Source organism: Paenibacillus sp. MMS20-IR301, from assembly GCF_032302195.1.
Classification (GTDB): Bacteria; Bacillota; Bacilli; order Paenibacillales; family Paenibacillaceae; genus Paenibacillus_AQ.
This window is the reverse complement of sequence record NZ_CP135275.1, coordinates 1-14,145: the sequence shown is the minus strand read 5'-3', so window position 1 is coordinate 14,145 and position 14,145 is coordinate 1. Positions and strand designations below refer to the sequence as shown.

Below are 14,145 nucleotides of genomic sequence, written 5' to 3'. Positions count from 1 at the left end.
GATTAACTGCTACATCTCAGGCGCTGGGGTGCGGCAAATTTCAATAAACTGTTGCAATGCTGCTGTCAGCGATTCATTTCTGCGTGTACAGATGGCAATATTGTTCTTGAGCCGGATACCCTCTACCCGCACACGGGCGAGCTGCTTCCGCTCCACGAATTCCCGCACTGCCAGGGAGGAAATGAAGTTTGCCCCATACCCGGACATCACCGAGCGTATGACTTCACCCAAGCCGCTGAACTGCAGCGTCACCTGCGGCGGCTTCAAGCCATAGGCCGTGCATAATGAGACCAGCCGCGCTCTCGTCGAGCTGCCTTCCTCACGCATAATGAACGGCTCCAGCATCATTTCCGGCAGTGTAACAGTACAGTTCGCATAGGGATGGGAAGGGGCAACCACGAACCATAACTCATCTTCGAACAGCTCCAGCCAGTCAATGTCATCCGGCTTCTCCTCAGCTCCTCCGCCATAGAAGGCAACATCAGCTTCATGCCGCTTTAACTGTTCGAACGCCAACTGGGAATTGGTCGTTGTGATTACCATCTCAATCTCCGGATGCCCTGCTTTGAATCTGGCTGCCCAGCCGGGAACCAGGAAATTCGCCGGAAGATAGGTAGCGGCAATCCGCAGCTTCCCCTTCCTGCCTGCGCGGTAATCCTCTACGAAGGCTTCGATCTGCTCCTCGTAGGTGAAGAAATTTCCGGCCTGCTTCGCCAGCTCGGCTCCAAAGGAAGTCAGCGAGATGCCTCGTCCTTGAGGATTGAACAGGGGCATTCCCAGCTCCTTCTCGAACTTCTTGATCTGGCTCGTAACCGCCGGCTGGCTGATGTTCAAGCGGACCGCTGCCTTCGTGACGCTTCCGGTCTCTGCCACATAATAGAATAACCTTAACGCATGTATATTCATTGTCTGCCTCTTTTCATAATTAAAATGTATATAAGCAACAAAAACATATATTAGAATTATGATTTATTTTATCCTATATTAGAGGCAGAACCAATACAAATTTAAATTAATGGAGGGAACACTCATGGAACAAACAACCACATGGAGTAAGGTAGACCTGTACATCAACGGTAAGCTGCTGGCGGACGATCCGGTGCTGGATGCTGTCCTGGATGCCAACTCGGGTGCCGGGCTGCCGCAGATTGATGTCGCCCCGAATCAGGGGAAGCTGATTTATCTGCTTGCTAAGATGAACGGAGCTGCGAACATTCTGGAGATAGGGACACTGGGTGGCTACAGCACCATCTGGCTGGCCAGGGCACTGCCGGAAACAGGCAAACTGGTTTCTCTTGAGCTGGAGCATGATTATGCGGTCGTAGCTGAAGATAATCTGAGAATGGCAGGCTTGGCCGATAAAGTCGTAGTCCTGGAAGGCCCGGCACTGGAATCGCTGGCGTCACTTGCCTCGCAGGGCCGCGAGGCCTTTGACTTCATCTTCATTGACGCCGATAAGCCGAACAATCCGCAATACCTGGAATGGGCGCTGAAGCTGGCCAGACCGGGAACCGTAATTGTCGCCGATAATGTGGTGCGCGGCGGCGAAGTGATTGAGGCAGGCAGCCAAGACGCCCGTGTGCAGGGTATCCGGCAATTCATGGAGCTGCTGGCGGCAGAGCCGCGGATTGAGGCAACGGCAATCCAGACGGTGGGCAGCAAGGGGTATGACGGCTTCATGCTTGGCATTGTAACAGCTTAATGATAGCCCGCAAGCAGGACATGTGGTGGTGTCGCTGACTTGCGGGTTATCATTGCGTGTGAAAAAAATATCTCAGAACCCCCCCTTTACTTTTCGTGATTTTTTTTGATATTATTGTTTACACGATGTAATCCTTTACACGATGTAACTAATATTAAAAGTATTCTGGGGGCTATAGCACACATATGAAATCATCCGATTCTATTAAGTTTCCGCTCTACATCTTAATGTTAAATTTGTTCATTGCCCTGCTTGGCCAGGGGATGGTCATCCCTATCCTGCCGGACTATCTCAAGCAATTTAACGCGGCAGGTACGGCAGCCGGTTACCTGGTGGCCGCCTTCGGTGTAGCGCAGTTTCTGTTCTCGCCCATCGGCGGACAGCTCTCCGACCGGCTTGGCCGCAAGAGGCTGATCATGGCCGGACTCGCGTTAACCGTAATTTCCGACCTGCTGTTTGCCCTCTCCCATACCCTCACCCTGCTCTATATCGCCCGCTTTATCGGCGGCATGGGTCTGGGGCTGATGGTCCCTTCGGTTATGGCTTACGTAGCCGACACCACCACTCCTGCGGCACGGGCCAAAGGGATGGGCTATCTCAGCGCAGCTATGAACCTGGGGATGGTACTGGGACCGGGACTAGGCGGAATTATTGCCCAGTTTGGTGTCCGCGCCCCTTATTTTTTCGCTTCAGGCCTGGGGCTGCTGGCTACGCTTCTGACCATCTTCATGCCGGAATCGCTGCCCGCTTCGCAGAGGCAACTTTCCCGCAAACAGGAGAAGAGTGAGCCGGTCATGAACCGAATTATCTCCTCCTTCCGCACTTCCTATTTCCGCTATCTGCTGCTCATCCTCGTCATGACCTTTGGGCTGATTAATTACGAGACCGTCTATGCCCTGTTCGTCCAGCAGAAATACGGCTTCAATGCGGGGGTCATCTCCATTATCATTACGGCAGGGGCTATTGTCGGAATTATAGTGCAGGTCTGGCTGCTCGATAAAATCGTTAAATTACTCGGGGAGATCACGCTGATCCGCTGGTCGTTAATTATGGCGGGGATTATGCTGCTGCTGATGCTGTTCAAATTCAATTTTGCCTATCTGCTGGCCGTATCGGTTCTATTCTTCACATTTACCTCGTTCCTGCGGCCAACCGTTAATACCTTAATCTCCGATGCAGCCGGAGAGCGGCAGGGTTATGCTTCCGGCCTGGCCAACACCTATTCAAGCGCAGGAACGATTCTTGGACCGGTGCTCGCCGGCAGCCTGTTTGACAAACATATTGATTTGCCTTACATTTTAGGGGCTGTTATCCTGCTGGCTACCGTATCCATTACGCTGAATAACCGTACAACTGCCGGTAACGAAAGGACCGCTGCCCATGATTGAGAACTGGCACCAGAACCTGAAGAACAAGAACCGGGAAGAGCTGATCACAGCCGGTAAAGAGCTGTTCATGAACCAGAACTTCCTGAGTGTCAACATTAAGGACCTGTGCGAGGCCGCCGGGGTCAGCCGGGTCACTTTCTACAAGCATTTCCATTCTATCGACGAACTTATCTGTGAAGTGCAGATGGAGCTGCTGGAGACAATGACTGACTTCCTCGAAAGCCAGACGGCCGGCCCGCAAAGCGGCAGGGAGAAGCTCATGATATTAACGGAAGCCTGGATTGATTATGCGAGGTTGCATCCCGGTCATCTCAAGTTCACCGTACTGTTTGATTTGCATTACACTTATGAATCCAACCAGCTGCTTAAGCAGCGGTATACTAATTTCATCAATACGAAGAAGGAGCAGCTGTTTCTTATTCAGATTCTGGAAGCCGGCAAATTAGATGGCTCCATCCGGCCTGATATTGAGGCTGTAGAGACGGCCCAATTCATATACAGCTCTATGATCGGCCTGCTGCAGAAATTAAGCCTCTTCCCCATTGAGGAGTGGGGCTCCATGCCCACGCGGTTTGTAGACATGCTGATCCAGTATTTAAGCAATTCCGGCAACGTCCGCTAAAAGTTCCCTTATTGATTGGTCTTTCCCCTTCACTCTTTCTCACTTAAGCCAACTTCGCTGAGCATATTCTGGTGACGCCATTACAGGAGCCATACGTTTCACAAACCGATACGAGCGTTCTCAGCACCTTGCAGCCGGTTCACCTTATAATGATCCACCCATTCGTACCCCTGCTTGAAGAAATCCTCGGTCAGATCCGGGAAGTTATTCAGCATCTGCTCCATTATTCTGTGCCGAGCTTATACCGCACAGTGATTCCGTCCTCACGCACCTTCAGTTGAATCTCCCCTTGCCCGTCAGTCCGGTAGACCACAGTACCGCTGTCTTTCAGGCGTTCCAGCACATCACCGTGCGGATGGCCGTAGAGGTTATTTACACCGGCGGAGATTACAGCTGCGGCGGGATGCCAGAAGGAGAGCCAATCTGCGCCGGTAGCGGTCTTGCTGCCATGGTGCGCAGCCTTCAGGACGTCAATCGGCTGGCCCGCCCGGATTCCGGACCGGTGTGCAGAGTCCATGATGGCTTCCTCCGCCGCTATATCCATGTCACCGGTGAACAGGAAATTCCGGCTGTTCATCTCCAGCCGGAAGACTACGGACTGGTGGTTCTGATCCTCCACCTCAGCCGGGAGGGCTTGCCCGTCTGCCGCCTGCTCCGGCCAGAGGAAGTGCAGCCGTGTGGCCTTATCCGGTGCCAGCACCATGCCCTGCTGCACCGGATACAGCCGGATGCCTGCGGCAAGCGCCGTCTGCATCAGCTTAGCGTACGGCTCCGAATCTGCAAGCGTGCCGTTGAAGAGCAGTGCGGATACCGGCATGCCTTCCAGCACGGCCTGCAAGCCTCCGGCATGATCCTGGTCACCATGCGTGAGGATTACCGCATCCAGCCGGTGAATACCCCGCCGCTTCAGCAGCGGCAGCAGCGTCTTGGCCCCGACCTCATAAGGGCTGCGGCGGATGCGCCACTCTTCCTTATTGCCGAAGCTCAATGTCCCGCCGCCGTCAACGAGTAGATGCGCTCCCGCAGGTGTTGTAATCAGGATGCTGTCGCCCTGGCCGATATCCAGGTAGCTGATTACGCCAGCCCCCTTCAGGTCTTCTGCGTTATAGCCGTTGTACAGCAGAAAGGCTATACCGGCTAAGCATAACAGGGCTGCACGGTTGCTCCAGCGGTTAGCGCCCCGCCCGGGAAATGCCATGTAGGCCAGCGGTGCCCCGCTGCGCTTGACCACTGCAGGGATGGCCGGGCTGCTGGCGGAATGGACGAGGCTGCCAAGACCGGCCGGAATGCCGGTCTTGCGGCGGTCATTGCCGGGTTGTTCCAGCTCAAGCAGCGGCCGGGTCTCATCCTCCATATACCGGGGGGCAAGCTCCTCTTCCGCCCTCCGCTGTAGTGCAAGCAACAGACCATAGAGCAGGCCATAGTAGAGACAGATCCAAAGCAGGGACGGCGCGGCCCAGATGGTCACGCCCCCGCTATAGCCGTTCACCCACTTCACCGCAGCAAATGTGGCGTTGTTCAGCAGCTCGGCAAGCTGAACGGTCACTTTCGCCCCGGCAGCCCAGAAGCGACCAAGCAGCAGCGCCAGCGTACCCAGCGGCAGCACCAGGAATGTAATGAAGGGAACCAGCAGCAGATTAGCCGCAAACGACAGCAGCGAGAATTGATTAAAATAATAAATTGTCAGCGGAAAAGACACCAGCTGCGCGATAAGAGTTACCGAGAATGTGCTGCCCAGCCAGCCGGGCAGGCGCTTGAACAGCGGCGCAGCGAGCGGCGTATACACCATAAGTCCGGCTGTAACCAGAAACGACAGCTGAAAGCTGACACTGAGCAGCAGATACGGGTTCCAGACCAGCATGAAGAGCGCGGCTGCAGCCAAAATATTCATGCCGTCCTTCAGCAGCCTGAGCCTTGCCGCCAGCAGGGCAATCATGCTCATCAATCCGGCGCGTACGACAGACGGTCCGGCACCGGAGAGCAGCACATAGACCGGTACCAGCAGCAGAGTTATAGTTAATGCCGTTTCTCTGGTAACCCGGCAGCGGCGCAGCAGGAACAGAATTACGCCGACATACACGGCGACATGCATCCCTGATATCGCCAGGATATGGGTCAGGCCAAGCTGCGAGAACTGCCTGAAGGTCTCCGGATCGAGCTCCTGGATGCCGATCACGAGACCCTTCATATATCCGGCATGCGGCTCCCGGAACAGCCGGTCCATCTCTGCCCCGAGCACTGCGCGGGCCCGGTCGTTCCAGCGCAGGATAACCGCTGGCTGCAAGGCTGCCGGCGGTTCGGCCTTAACACTGGCCGCTCCGCTGCCCTTCAGCAGCCAGTGGATCTGCTGCGTCAGCAGGTAAGCCCGGTAATCGAAGCTGCCGAAATTCCGCGCTCCCTGCGGCTGCTCCAGCTCCCCTTCGATCACAACCCGGTCTCCGCGCTGCCACTCCGCAGCGGCGAGGATTTCATTCTCCTCCTGGAGCTTAATCTGTACAGCAACCAGTTCAGCTGCCGCTTGTGCATGTGTTTCTGCTCCTGCCTGTGCTCCCGCTGTGGTCCCGGCTCCTGTCACTGCCGCTGCTGCGGATGCTGCCTCTTGTCCCTCTTCTTCCCCTTGCCGGTGCAGGTCCGCCCGTGACAGCTTCACGGTAAAATCCACCCGGTCCCCGTCCCGCTCTACCGGGGACACAATAACGCCTGCGGCTGTCACATACGCCTCGTTCAGTTCGCTTGCCGGCTGCCCCAGCAGCTCCGGGAGCCGGCTCACATTGCCCGCTTCGTTCCATTCCCAATATACAGCCGCCGCCGCCAGCGCCAGCCCGAACACAGCTGCCGCCCTCCAGCGTATACTGCCGCTGGCGGCCCAGATTGCAGGCAGCAGCAGACAGCCTGCAAGATAGAGCAGCAAGCTGCGCCCGGAGAACAAGCAGCCTGCCGCACTTCCGGCAATCCAGCAGACGGTGAAGCCTAAGAGCGGCCTCCTGTTCATGTGCATCTCTCCCTCCATACATTTCCTTGACACTCCCTCACCATTCCCGCCCCCCGGCGTGAAACGGCAAAGAACCTCTGCCTACGCCAATCCAGCGTGTGCAGAGGTTCTTCCTCCGGGATTATTGCTTATTCCATTCTGCTTGATTACCGGCAGCACCGTTACCGCCGGCTATTCAGATATTGAGATCATCGTTTCCTTCGGCGGCTCGTATTTCCCGAGCTGGCGGAACACGATACCCTTGGAAGCCATCATCGCTTCCACCTTCTTCATATCCTTGCGGTAAGGCCGCAAATACACAATCTCTACAATTCCGCTGTTAGCCAGCATATTGGCGCAGGTCCAGCAAGGCTCGTCCGTAACATAAACGGTACTGCCTTCGCGGTCGCTCCGGTCTGTGAACAGCAGCAGGTTCTGCTCGGCATGAATCGTCCGGATGCAGCGCTGCTTCTTCACCATAGTCTCTACTCCATCAATGATCTCCCGCTCAAATTGTTCAGAAAGCATGCAGCCTGCCTCCGAGCAATCCGGAACCCCCATCGGCGCACCGTTATAGGCGGTACCCAGCAGCTTCTTGCCCTGTACCAGCACCGCACCGACATGGCGGCGGGGACAGCGCGAACGGGTGGAGACCATACAGGCGATATCCATGAAATAGGTATCCCAGTCCTTGCGGTAAGCCACAGTCATCAGCAATCTCCACTTTCTCTAAATAGTTGTTCATTATTGTAACATAGTAGCCGGGTGATTCACTAGGACAATGCCCGCAATTGCGCAGCCAGAGGCATTAGATGGAACAACTCCAACTAATTCAGCAGAAATCCCCCGGTATCCTGAAATAGTTGGATAAACAACACTTAATTCTTATGAACTTGGATCTCCAATGGCATATGGACATTATTAAGTGACAAAAATCCATCTATTTCAGAAATTTAAGGATGAACACAGAAATTAAGTGTAAAAAATCCAACTGTTTCCGTCTGTAGCAGCTTCTTCGCAAAATTCCGGCATCCATGAAAAGTGGTACTTTCCCGTTCAATTACCAACTGGCCAAAAATTACCGGTTAACCGAAAAGACCAGCAAAGTAATTTAGGTTTTTACCGGTGCCTTTGCCGGTGCCTGTGCCCTTACGGATGCCGGTGCCTTTACGGATGCCGGTGCTGATGCTCTGCGGGATGCCGGGTTCAAAATCCCACCAGCGGCTTCAGCTGCTCCAGCAGCTTCGGCCCGATTCCCTTCACCTTGCCCAGGTCGCTTAAGCTGCGGAACGCTCCTTTGCTGCTGCGGTAGTCGATAATAGCCTGTGCCTTCTTCTCCCCGATGCCCGGCAAATCCATCAGAACTCTGGCATCGGCCAGATTTACATTGATCCTGCCGTCAGCAGCTACGGGCTGTGCAGCACTATTAGCAGCCGGCCCGTTTCCTGTATTTCCTGTTATTCCGCCGCCGTCAGCTGCAGCTGCCCCGCCGCCCTCCACTACTCCCGCTGTCCCCCCGCTTGCGTTAGAATCTCCAGCAGTTGTCCCTGCTGCCGTTCCGCCGTTCTCCGCTCCAACCGCACCTGCGCTAACGGCAGAATCTCCAGCACTCTTCACCGCTTCTGCTGCACCATTCCCTGCTCCCGCCATCCCCCCGCCAGCAGCACCTACTGCACCAGTTCCTGCTGGCACTCCGCTATTGCCACTCCCACCTCCCGCCGCTCCGCCCGCAGTCCCGTTCCCTCCGCCGTTCCCGCTCACCTCACCGCTTCCTCCGCCGTTTCCCGCCCCGGCCGCTCCACCCGCTGCTGCAGCTATTACCTTCCCATCCTCCGCCGCTCCAAGCGCCTGCGCCATACTAACATTCAGCGTCTCCCAGCCGGCGATACCGTCCGCCGCTCTATGATCTGCAGCCCAGACCAGCCCTCCGCCGAGCAGGGCAGCAGCAATGACGCTGCCGATCACTCTTTTGCTCATCCATTTGTCCTCCTCCATTAAATTGGAATTTTATTCATAAACACCTGCAAAACCTGTCATTTGTCCAAGGCTGTACTGCATACATTTAACGAAGAGTATTCCTGTAAGCACAAGCAGCATCAGAAAGGAGGTAACCACAGGATGAAGGTTGGATTTATTGGAACAGGCAGCATGGGCGGTCTGCTCATCGATGCCTTTCTCTCTTCAGGGGCGCTTGCACCGGGCGAAGTGCTGGCTGCAAACCGCAGTCAGGACCGGCTGCTGCAGCTCCAGAAGCGCCATCCGGGCATCTCCATTTGCAGTAACGGGGAGACTGCGGCCAAAAGTGATATTTTATTTATCTGTGTGAAGCCGCTGCAGTTCAAACAACTGACCGACGAAATCGCAACCTATCTGCGCAGCGATCAGATCGTCGTATCTATTACAAGCCCGGTCCAGCTCTACCATCTGGAATCCGCTTTGCCGTCTAAAATTGCCAAGGTCATTCCCAGCATCACCCACTGCGTCAATAGCGGGACTTCACTTTGCATATTCGGCAGCAGGCTTCATAACAAAGACAGGCTGCTGCTGCTGCAGCTCTTGTCTTTCATAGGCGTCCCGGAGGAAATCCCGGAGAGCCATACCCGGATTGCTTCAGATTTCTCCAGCTGCGGCCCGGCATTCCTCAGCTATTTTTTGGAGCGGTGGATTGAAGCGGCGGTAGAATCGACAGGTATCGACGAGGCTTTGATCAGCCGTCTGGCCGGTGAAATGCTGCTCGGTACAGGCAAGCTGCTGACAGAAGGGTCGTTTACCCCGCAGGAGCTGCAGGAGCGGGTGGCTGTCCGCGGAGGCATTACAGCAGAAGCACTGAATCATCTGCGCAGCAGTCTGGAAGGCGTCTTCGAACGCCTGATCACAACCACTCACGGCAAATATGACGAGGATGTGGAGAAGCTCGACGAGCTGTTCGGCCATCACAGCGGCATTGCCCAGAGTCCGCTTGACCGCTAGAATGGACTCCCCCGCCCGGCACTCCCGGATGCCGCAGGCACGGCTGACCGCTTCCTGCCCCCTGCCGAAACCAATAAAGCCCGCAGCACGGAAACCTCCGTTGCTGCGGGCAGAATTGCGTTCTTCGCTTAACCCACTACGATATTTACCAGCTTGCCGGGTACGGCAATAATTTTACGTACGGTTTTGCCTTGGGTAGCAGCCTGCACATTAGGCAGCGCCAGTGCATGGTCCTGCATCTCCTGCTGGCCCATTGCAAGCGGAATCAGGGCGCGCTGCACGATTTTACCGTTAACCTGCACGACGATTTCAACCTCTGCGTCCACCGTCCAGGCTTCATCATATGCCGGCCAGGCGACGTAGCTGATGCTTCCTTCGTGTCCCAGCAGCTGCCACAGCTCTTCGGCAATATGCGGTGCCAGCGGCGACAGCATCTGCACGAACTGCTCTGCCGCTTCCTTGGACAGGCTCTCCTGCTTGTAAGCATCGTTGATGAAGATCATCAGCTGGCTGATCGCTGTGTTGAAGCGCAAAGATTCGAAGTCCTCGGTTACCTTCTTCAGCGTCTTGTGCCAGGTACGTTTGAATTCATCACTGCCGCCACCCGCCGTAATCTTCGCGCTCAGGCTGCCGTCCTCGTTCACGAACAGGCGCCATACACGGGAGAGGAAGCGGTGGATGCCTTCCACGCCTTTTTCATTCCAAGGCTTAGTGGCTTCCAGCGGCCCCATGAACATTTCATACACACGCAGTGTGTCTGCACCGTAAGCTTCTACGATCTCATCGGGGTTGATGACATTGCCGCGCGATTTACTCATCTTCTCATTGTTGTTCCCCAGGATCATCCCCTGGTTCACCAGCTTGTGGAACGGCTCCTTCGTATCGACTACGCCGATATCGTACAGCACCTTGTGCCAGAAGCGGGCATACAGCAGGTGAAGCACCGCATGCTCTGCACCGCCGATGTACAGGTCAACCGGCAGCCATTCCTTCTGCTTCGCAGGTGAACACAGCTCCTGATCATTGTGCGGATCGATATAACGCAGGTAGTACCAGCAGCTGCCGGCCCATTGCGGCATGGTATTCGTCTCGCGGCGGGCTTTCATGCCGGTCTCCGGATCCACCGTTTCCACCCACTCGGTCACATTCGCCAGCGGGGATTCACCGGTACCGGAAGGCTTGATGGCATCCACATCCGGCAGTACCAGCGGCAGCTGGTCTACAGGAACTGTCTTCATCGTGCCGTCTTCCAGATGCAGAATCGGAATCGGCTCACCCCAGTAACGCTGGCGGCTGAACAGCCAGTCGCGCAGGCGGTAGGTTACTTTGCCTTTGCCGCTGCCCTTCTCTTCCAGCCAGGCGGTCATCTTCGCGATTGCTTCAGCATTAGACAGGCCGTCGAGGAATCCGGAATTCACATGCGGTCCGTCGCCGGCATAGGCTTCCTCTTCAATGTTGCCGCCCTGCACAACTTCTACAATGTTCAGGCCGAACTGCTTGGCGAATTCCCAGTCACGGCTGTCATGGCCCGGAACGGCCATAATGGCTCCGGTACCGTAGCCAGCCAGCACGTAATCGGCAATCCAGATCGGCACCTGTGCACCGTTTACCGGATTGACGGCATAAGCGCCGGTGAACACACCGCTCTTCTCCTTGGCCAGATCCGTACGTTCCAGGTCACTCTTGCGGGATGCTTTGTCGCGGTAGTCGGCAACGGCTGCTTTCTGGTCCTCTGTCGTAATGACATCCACCAGCTTATGTTCCGGGGCCAATACGCAATAGCTTGCTCCGAACAAGGTGTCCGGACGGGTAGTGAACACTTCAAGTGCAGCCTCATGCCCTTCAATGGCAAAAGTCACCTCAGCGCCTGTCGATTTGCCGATCCAGTTGCGCTGCATATCCTTGATGCTCTCTTCCCAGTCCAGCTCATCCAGATCCTCGAGCAGACGGTCAGCATATTCGGTAATTTTCAGAATCCACTGGCGCATCGGTCTGCGCACCACGGGGTGGCCGCCGCGCTCGCTTTTGCCGTCAATAACCTCTTCATTCGCCAGAACCGTTCCCAGCGCTTCACACCAGTTCACGGACACTTCGGCCACATAAGCCAGGCCCCGGTTATACAGCTGGATGAAGATCCACTGTGTCCATTTGTAGTAACCCGGATCGGTTGTGCTGATCTCGCGGTCCCAGTCGTAGGAGAAGCCCAGCGACTTGATCTGGCGGCGGAAATTGTCAATGTTCTTAAACGTAATATCGCGCGGATGCTGACCGGTATCCATCGCATACTGCTCTGCCGGAAGTCCGAATGCATCCCAGCCCATCGGGTGCAGCACGTTGTAGCCGCGCATCCGTTTGAAGCGGGAGACGATATCTGTGGCGGTATAGCCCTCAGGGTGCCCTACATGCAGTCCTGCGCCGGAAGGATACGGGAACATATCCAGAGCGTAGAACTTCGGCTTGCCTGCTTCCTCACTAGTCTTGAAGGTCTTGTTCTCATCCCAGAATTTCTGCCACTTGGGCTCGATGGATTGGGCGTTGTAGCCAATTTTAATGTCGCTCATCTTCTGCTCCTCCTTGGAGTGTTGCTGTCTTAGGTCGTACTATTTGTTTAAAAAAAGAGTTACGAGATTAGCTTCACTCCAAAAAAGTTTTGGGCTTCCGATCGCTGTTATTCTCCGATTTCTTGATTTGAACCGCCGCTAGCGGTAGAAATCCGAGAATAAAGGCGAACACTTCGTTTCTACAGCTCCAAAATTTCTCTCCGTTCCGTTTCTCTGTAACTTTTGTTAACCCCATCTGTTCTCCTGGCGGAACAGCAAAGTCCAAGCGTCCCCCATGATTCGCCGGGCCGGGAGGACAGCGAACCGCAAAAAAACCTCCCATCCCTAGCGTATAATCGCTAGGGACGAGAGGTTTGAATTCCCGTGGTACCACCCTAGTTAGCGGCGGACATACTTTGTCCGGCACTCACTTTGACACCCTTTAGCGGGGGTGAATCGACGGCCTTTGACACGCGGACCCCGGCTGTGAAGCTTAAGGACCCTGCGGCTTGCGCCGTTACTCGGAGGTGAGTTCACTGCGGCCCGTTAACCGGCTCGCACCTGAGGTGCCGGCTCTCTGCAATAACGGTCTCACGAATTAATACTCCTCTTCATCGCACTGCTATGTGTACTGCCTGTTACTCGTAATATTCACCACATTATAACCAAAAGATACATGTACCGTCAATGATTTAACAATATACCTGCCCTTTAGGCCGGCCGCCTGCGGATGTAATACGCAATGATATGCTGAATGACTACCTTGCCCGCGGCAAAGAACGGCACGGCAAGAATCAGTCCGATCATGCCGGCAATCTCCCCGCCGACCAGCAGGGCGAAGATAATCAGCAGCGGATGAAGATGCAGCTTCCGTCCGACCACCTGCGGCGAAATGACGTTGCTCTCCAGCATCTGGCACAGCGTATTCACCACAGCCACCAGCAGGACGAGCCGCCACGAGAGGGTCGAGGCCATTACAACGGCTGGGGCAGCTCCCAGAAAAGGCCCCATATAAGGAACAATATTAAAAACCGCCACAACACAGGCGAACAGCAGCGCATAAGGCATACCAATAATAATGTAACCGATATAGGCCAGTACCCCGATGATGATGCAGACCAGAAATTGTCCGCGGATGTAGTTGCCCAGCGCCTCATCGATATCCTTCAGCAGGGTGACAATCGACTTGCGGCGGGACCGGGGCAGGCAGGAAACCACCGTCCGCTCGAACACATCGAAGTCCTTCAGGATGTAGAACACCAGGAACGGCACAATGAACGCATTGAACAGGACACCGATGGTCGAGGCGATATTGTCCAGGAAGTGGGAGATGCCTTCGGCCAGGCGGTTCTCCAGCTGATAGAACCAGTTATTCATCCCCAGCTCCACACCGGGCGGAATCAGCCGGGAATTCATCCCGCGCATCAGCCCCTGGGCATGCAGGGTCATCTCCGGCAGATGCTCGTTCAGCTCCTCCAGCTGCTCAATGAACATCGGAATCAGGTTAATGAGGATCACCGCGAGGGAGGTCAGGAACACCGCATAGATCAGCAGGACGGCCACACTGCGCGGCATTTTTCTCCGGGACAGCAGGCTTACGACCGGATTCAGCACATATGAGATGATCATCGCCGCCAGGAACGGGGCAAGGATCGCTTTTAGAAACAGGAATATCCCTTGCAGCATCGGGCGGAGCAGCCAGACGAAATACAGAATGATCAGGGAGAGCAGTACGCCGATCATCCAGCGGAACCATTTACTTTGCGACCATTGCTCCATTAGAGTACACACTCCTTGCGGTCATTCTGGACTGGCTTCAGTACTAAGTAAGTATATGTATGCCTGCCGCAAAATAACCGCGAACGGAGAAGCATGCACAAAATAACCCCAAAATACAAAAAGCGCCAATAACCCTCAGCCAAGCAGCCGCTGAAAGGAAATTGACGCTATTC

Annotated in this window: 11 protein-coding genes; 4 read left to right on the top strand and 7 right to left on the bottom strand. The window is 55.3% G+C overall.

Annotated features, from left to right (window positions below; translation table 11 throughout):
• Positions 1-9 precede the first annotated feature (9 nt).
• Positions 10-906 (bottom strand): LysR family transcriptional regulator, encoded by an 897-nt coding sequence (locus LOS79_RS00055; RefSeq protein WP_315415384.1) that lies wholly within the window; start codon positions 904-906, stop codon positions 10-12.
• A 124-nt stretch (positions 907-1,030) separates the two neighbouring features.
• Between LOS79_RS00055 and LOS79_RS00050 the strand changes: the two genes are divergently transcribed.
• From LOS79_RS00050 to LOS79_RS00040, 3 genes are all read left to right on the top strand, one after another.
• Positions 1,031-1,702, top strand: a complete 672-nt coding sequence (locus LOS79_RS00050; protein WP_315415382.1) for an O-methyltransferase — start codon at positions 1,031-1,033, stop codon at positions 1,700-1,702.
• Positions 1,703-1,887: 185 nt separating this feature from the next.
• Positions 1,888-3,090 carry an MFS transporter gene (locus LOS79_RS00045; protein WP_397386717.1) on the top strand — a complete coding sequence of 401 codons (1,203 nt, stop codon included), beginning with the start codon at positions 1,888-1,890 and terminating at the stop codon, positions 3,088-3,090.
• The gene (locus tag LOS79_RS00040) at positions 3,083-3,712 is read left to right on the top strand and encodes a TetR/AcrR family transcriptional regulator (RefSeq protein WP_315415378.1); all 630 of its coding nucleotides are present in this window, start codon (positions 3,083-3,085) and stop codon (positions 3,710-3,712) included. Before LOS79_RS00045 ends, LOS79_RS00040 begins: the two co-directional genes overlap by 8 nt.
• Before the next feature lie 98 nt (positions 3,713-3,810).
• Here LOS79_RS00040 and LOS79_RS00035 read toward each other — a convergent pair whose 3' ends face one another.
• From LOS79_RS00035 to LOS79_RS00020, 4 genes are all read right to left on the bottom strand, one after another.
• Positions 3,811-3,936, bottom strand: coding sequence for a hypothetical protein (locus LOS79_RS00035; protein WP_315415377.1), 126 nt, complete (start codon positions 3,934-3,936; stop codon positions 3,811-3,813).
• A complete protein-coding gene (locus LOS79_RS00030; protein WP_315415375.1) occupies positions 3,936-6,704 on the bottom strand; it encodes a ComEC/Rec2 family competence protein in 2,769 nt (922 codons plus the stop codon). Before LOS79_RS00030 ends, LOS79_RS00035 begins: the two co-directional genes overlap by 1 nt.
• A 171-nt stretch (positions 6,705-6,875) precedes the next feature.
• A complete protein-coding gene (locus tag LOS79_RS00025) occupies positions 6,876-7,394 on the bottom strand; it encodes a deoxycytidylate deaminase (protein WP_315415373.1) in 519 nt (172 codons plus the stop codon).
• Positions 7,395-7,889: 495 nt separating this feature from the next.
• Positions 7,890-8,660 carry a ComEA family DNA-binding protein gene (locus tag LOS79_RS00020; protein ID WP_315415372.1) on the bottom strand — a complete coding sequence of 257 codons (771 nt, stop codon included), beginning with the start codon at positions 8,658-8,660 and terminating at the stop codon, positions 7,890-7,892.
• Positions 8,661-8,801: 141 nt separating this feature from the next.
• Here LOS79_RS00020 and comER point away from each other — a divergent pair, with 141 nt between their 5' ends.
• Entirely contained in the window at positions 8,802-9,653 is an 852-nt protein-coding gene (gene comER, locus LOS79_RS00015) for a late competence protein ComER (RefSeq protein ID WP_315415370.1), read from the top strand.
• Between the two features lie 128 nt (positions 9,654-9,781).
• Here the strand turns inward: comER and leuS are convergent, their stop codons facing one another.
• Positions 9,782-12,214, bottom strand: a complete 2,433-nt coding sequence (gene leuS, locus LOS79_RS00010) for a leucine--tRNA ligase (protein ID WP_315415369.1) — start codon at positions 12,212-12,214, stop codon at positions 9,782-9,784.
• A gap of 690 nt (positions 12,215-12,904) precedes the next feature.
• Complete coding sequence (locus LOS79_RS00005) at positions 12,905-13,972, bottom strand: AI-2E family transporter (protein WP_315415367.1); 1,068 nt, start codon at positions 13,970-13,972, stop codon at positions 12,905-12,907.
• Positions 13,973-14,145: the final 173 nt, after the last annotated feature.